This is a genomic window from Nitrospirota bacterium, from assembly GCA_016214385.1.
GTDB lineage: Bacteria > Nitrospirota > Thermodesulfovibrionia > UBA6902 > JACROP01 > JACROP01.
Genome location: JACROP010000180.1, coordinates 1 through 4,916, shown reverse-complemented (window position 1 = coordinate 4,916; position 4,916 = coordinate 1). Strand labels below are relative to the sequence as shown.

General features: G+C 43.0%; 3 protein-coding genes. 2 read left to right on the top strand and 1 reads right to left on the bottom strand.

Annotated features, from left to right (window positions below; all coding sequences use genetic code 11):
* Together HZC12_10850 and hemW are read left to right on the top strand one after the other, a co-directional pair.
* On the top strand, window positions 1-173 hold a 173-nt coding region (locus HZC12_10850; GenBank protein MBI5027201.1), incomplete at its 5' end, for a hypothetical protein.
* A 3-nt stretch (window positions 174-176) separates the two neighbouring features.
* Window positions 177-1,292, top strand: coding sequence for a radical SAM family heme chaperone HemW (gene hemW / locus HZC12_10845; GenBank protein ID MBI5027200.1), 1,116 nt, complete (start codon window positions 177-179; stop codon window positions 1,290-1,292).
* Between the two features lie 281 nt (window positions 1,293-1,573).
* Here hemW and mfd read toward each other — a convergent pair whose 3' ends face one another.
* Window positions 1,574-4,690, bottom strand: coding sequence for a transcription-repair coupling factor (mfd, locus tag HZC12_10840; GenBank protein MBI5027199.1), 3,117 nt, complete (start codon window positions 4,688-4,690; stop codon window positions 1,574-1,576).
* Between the last annotated feature and the right edge of the window lie 226 nt (window positions 4,691-4,916).

Genomic DNA, 4,916 nt, shown 5'->3' with positions numbered 1-4,916 from the left:
TGCAACATAATACTGAGCATGCAAAGACCTACACTGAATGGGCTGGGAAGGCAGAGGCTATGGGTGAAAACGAGCTCGCAAAGACATTAAAAGAGATTGCGGATGAGACCGCAAGGATGGAAAAGCTGTTTCAAAAGGCGAAAAAGGTTATTGATGAGGTTGTGCTAAAATGAATAATGGGACTTTCGCTTTATATCCACATACCATTCTGTCTGAGGCGATGCAATTATTGTGATTTTGTATCTGGCGTTTATACTCCTTCGGAAGCTGATGTCTATCTCGATGCCTTAAAAAAGGAGATTAATAGCCTGCCTGTCCTTGCGAGAGAGGAGCGTCCATTTGATACCCTGTATATTGGCGGTGGGACGCCAACTGTTCTTTCCGGGGAAGAAATAGGTGGGCTTGTGATGACTGCTTTAAATACCCTGCATTTTGTAAAAAACCCTGAGATTACTGTTGAGGTTAATCCAGGAACCGTTGATAGAGAGAAATTAAAGACCATGAAAGACTCAGGGGTAAACAGGCTGAGCATCGGAGTTCAGTCTTTTAATGATGCTGAACTTAAAACCCTCGGCAGGATTCATAATTCTGAGGATGCCTGTTTTGCGATTGAACTGGCTAAAGATTCGGGATTTAAGAATATAAGCTTGGACCTGATTTACGGGATACCAGGGCAGGATCTCCAGTCATGGAAAGAGAGCCTAAAAAGAGCAGTGAATCTTTCCCCTGTTCATATATCAACCTATGAACTTACCCTTGAGGAGGGGACAGAGCTCCACAAGGCAGTGAGGGCAGGGGCATTAATTCTTCCGGAGGAGAAAGAGGTTATTGAAATGTATGAGTTTGCCATAGCCTATCTCAATGACTGCGGGTTTGTTCATTATGAGATTTCAAATTTTGCCCTTCCAGATTATTTTTGCAGGCACAATGTGAATTACTGGGACAGGGGGGAGTATTATGGGGCTGGCCTTGGTGCGCACTCTTTTATTGATGGGAGGCGGTTTTACAACACAAAAGACATGAAAGTTTATGTAAATTCCATTTCTGAAGGGTTTGAAGATATAACAGAGGAGAAGGCCCTTGCTGAGGCAATCTTCCTCGGGTTAAGAAAGACCGACGGGATAAACCTTCCTGATTTTCAAATCCGTTACGGAAAAAATTTTCTTGAACTATACGCTAAAGAGATAAAAGAACTCTGTGAATCAGGGCTTTTAGAATTTAAAGACAACAACCTGAAGTTGACCTTAAAAGGGCTGTTATTGTCAAACGAAGTTTTTGCTAAATTTGTTTAACCCAAACAATGCATTAAGAAAACCACAGAGAAGTATAATATAAACCACAGAGGCACAGAGATAGGCATATGAAAAAATTATAGCCACAGAGGACATAGAGGTCACAGAGATAAACATAAAAAAACTCTTTTGTTTAAAAAATAAACCAACAGTATTAACTGAAATTTTTTATAACTCTGTGTTCTCTGTGAACTCTGTGGCAGGTCATTTTCTCTGTGTCTCTGTGCCTCAGTGGTTATTCTTTATCTCTGTGTTCTCTGTGGTCAAGTGCATTTTTCGGTTTAAGTTGAAAGTTCTTCCATAACCCTTGTTAACTCCATCATTATCTCTTTCCATGTTTTCCCGATTAAGTTTAGTTCAAGCTCTGCCTCCGGGAGAAACTTAATATAACCTTTTCTGCCTTCCCATAGGGAAAGGATTTCTGAGGGTGATACTTTTGTACTTGGGTCAAATGTAATTTTAATCCTGCCTGTTAAATTTTGTATCTTTGTGATTGCGAGCTCTCTTGCCATAAGTTTTATTTCCATTATGTCAAGGAGCCTTAGTACTTCCTCGGGAGGCTTGCCAAAACGGTCATTGAACTCAGCGTGAAACTCTCTTACCTGTTCCCTGTTTTTCACTGTTGCAATCCGCCTGTAAAGGCTGAGTCTCAATGTAGGGTCCTCGATATAGCTTTCCGGGATGAGGGCAGTAACCCTGAGGTCAAGCACTGGCTCTATTTCAGGGGGTAGTTCCTCGCCTTTTAATTCAGCAACTGCCCTCTCAAGCATTTCAATGTAAAGGTCAAAACCAACAGCATCTATATGCCCTGACTGCTCTGAGCCTAAGAGGTTTCCTGCACCTCTTATTTCCATGTCTTTTAGGGCAAGCCTGAAGCCTGCGCCGAGGTAGCTCAATTCCTGAAGGGCCTCAAGCTTTTTCCTCGCCTCAGTTGTAATTGCCTCTTCTTCTGGTATCAAAAAATATGCATAGGCCCTGACATTTGAGCGACCCACGCGGCCCCTTAATTGATAGAGGTCTGCAAGACCGAATTTATCTGCCCTGTTAATAATAATTGTGTTGGCAGAAGGTATGTCAAGGCCTGAGCCAATAATAGCAGTGCTTACAAGCAAATCAGCGTCTTTTCTTACAAACATCCTCATAACATTTTCGAGCTCTTTTTCTCTCACCTGGCCGTGTGCTACCAGGAGCCTGTGCTCTGGCAAAAGGCGCTTTAGAAAATCGGCAATCTTGTAAATGTCCTGTATGCGGTTGTGCACAAAAAATGCCTGGCCATTGCGGCTGAATTCCCTGAGAAGTGCCTCTTTAATGATTTCAGGGCTGAATCTTGTAACAAAGCTCCGTGCAGCGAGTCTGTCCTCTGGAGGGGTCTCAATTGTGCTCATTGACCTTATCCCTGACAGTGCCATATGTAATGTCCTTGGGATTGGAGTTGCTGTGAGGGTAAGGACATCCACGTTGCTTTTAAGTGCCTTTATCTTCTCCTTATGGCTTACGCCGAACCTATGCTCCTCATCGACAATCAATAGTCCGAGGTTGTGGAATTTTATATCTCTACCGAGGAGTCTGTGAGTTCCAATGATTATATCTATATCACCCTTTTCAAGTAGTTTCAGGGTCTCTTTCTGCTCTGCCCTGTTTTTAAACCTGCTCAGGTAATCGACCTTAACTGGAAATGCAGAGAACCGCGCGCTGAAAGTATCAAAATGCTGCTCTGCTAAGATTGTTGTTGGCACAAGCACTGCCACCTGTTTTCCGTCATATACAGCCTTGAATGCTGCTCTCATAGCCACTTCTGTTTTGCCGTAACCAACATCACCGCAGAGAAGCCTGTCCATTGGCTCTGGTTTTTCCATGTCCTGCTTTATTCCCTCTATTGCTGTGAGCTGGTCAGGGGTCTCCTCGTATGGGAAGAATCCATCAAATTCTCTGTGAAGCTCGGTATCCATTGAAAAGGCATGGCCCTTTCTGGTGACTCTTTCTGCATAGAGTCTGAGGAGTTTTTCTGCCATGTCTGCAATCTTCTTTTTAACCCTTGCCTTTGTCCTGAGCCAGGTCTTTCCACCGAGCCTGTCAAATTTTGGGATTGCACCTTCTGATGCATGATATTTCTGCACCTTGTGAATTCTTTCGAGTGGAAGGTAGAGGGTACCATCAACATATCCGATGATTAAGAAGTCTCCTTCGTGATACTCTATTTTCTGTCTCCTCAGGCCAAGAAACCTGCCGATGCCATGGTCTACATGGACAATACAATCACCCTCTTTCATGTCCTCTACAGAGGCAATCAGCTTTGAAACCCTGGATTTTTTTGTTGGCCTGAAGACAGGCCTTTCGCCGAATATATCCCTTCCTGTCAGGACAATACTTCTGTCAAATGAGAATCCTTTTGATAACTCTGAAATCGTTATTACGGGGCTCCCTGTATAGCTGACAGCGTTTTCATTTGAGAGGATTGGTGCAGAAATATCTGCCTCCTGGAGTAGCTCCTTGAGCCGTTTTGCCTGTCCCTCTGAGGAACACACCATAAGCATGAAAAACTCTGACCGCAGGGTTTTTACCCTCTGGATAAAGTCATCTATGTTTTTTCTTTCTCCGCTGATAAGGCCAAGGCCGCCTAAAGGGCTCAGGCCGAGGTTGAGCCCTTCTCCATCATCTCCATCAATCGGAAGGGAATAAAGATTTATAGTCTCTTTGTCAAAGTGCCTTTTAATGTCGGAGGGTTCATTTACAAAAAGCCTGTGGCCTGTGAGAAGTTCAATGAGATTCGGGCCGTCTTCTGGCTCTGAAAAAGGGAATATCGAAAATTCCTCTAACTCTTTTATTGTCCTCTGTGTATCAATATCAAAGAGCCTGATGGATTCTATTTCATCACCGAAAAACTCGAATCTCACAGGCAGGTCATCTCCTGATGAAAATACGTCGAGGATGCCTCCCCGAAGGCTGAACTCTCCCTGTTCAGCAACAAGTGTTACTCTGCGATAGCCCATTTCTGACAGGCTTCTGACAAGGTTATCCATGCTTATTGATGTATTTTTTGTAATGGATAAAACAGGGAGCTTTTCTTTTCTCCATAGAGGAGATAATGCGGCCTCTACGGATGTTATGAATTTCGTCCCACTGCCTTCATACAATCTTCTGAGATTTTTAATCCTCGATGAAATCCCCCTTGGCGGTATTAGAATTGGTTCTTCGAGGCTTAAGGATTTTGACCAGAAGGCTACATCTAAATGAGTTTCAGCGGCAGAGTCTTCAGAAGGGCAGATGAGTAAACAGGGCTCTTTTATCAATGCAAAGAGCAGGGCCTTTGAGGAGTTTGGCAGGGATGTTAAGGTCTTTACTCTGCCCTCTTTGAGGGCTTCGATGGCCTTGTAAAAAGCAGAAAGATTAATCGGCATCAATTAAAATTTAAACTTTTTATCCTAAATAATGCATTATAAGAAAACCACAGAGAAGTATAATATAAACCACAGAGACACAGAGGCACTGAGGGATAAAAAGTGAAGATATGTTTTAAAAATTCTCTGTGTCTCTGTGCCTCAGTGGTTATTCTTATCTCTGTAGTTTTATTAAAATTTATCTCTGTGTCCTCTGTGGTTAACGCATTTTCAGAATTCTTTCAAT

Coding starts and splice junctions, on each gene's coding strand:
- mfd (MBI5027199.1), bottom strand. CDS start 4,690: ATGCCGATTAATCTTTCTGCTTTTTACAAGGCCATCGAAGCCCTCAAA.
- hemW (MBI5027200.1), top strand. CDS start 177: ATGGGACTTTCGCTTTATATCCACATACCATTCTGTCTGAGGCGATGC.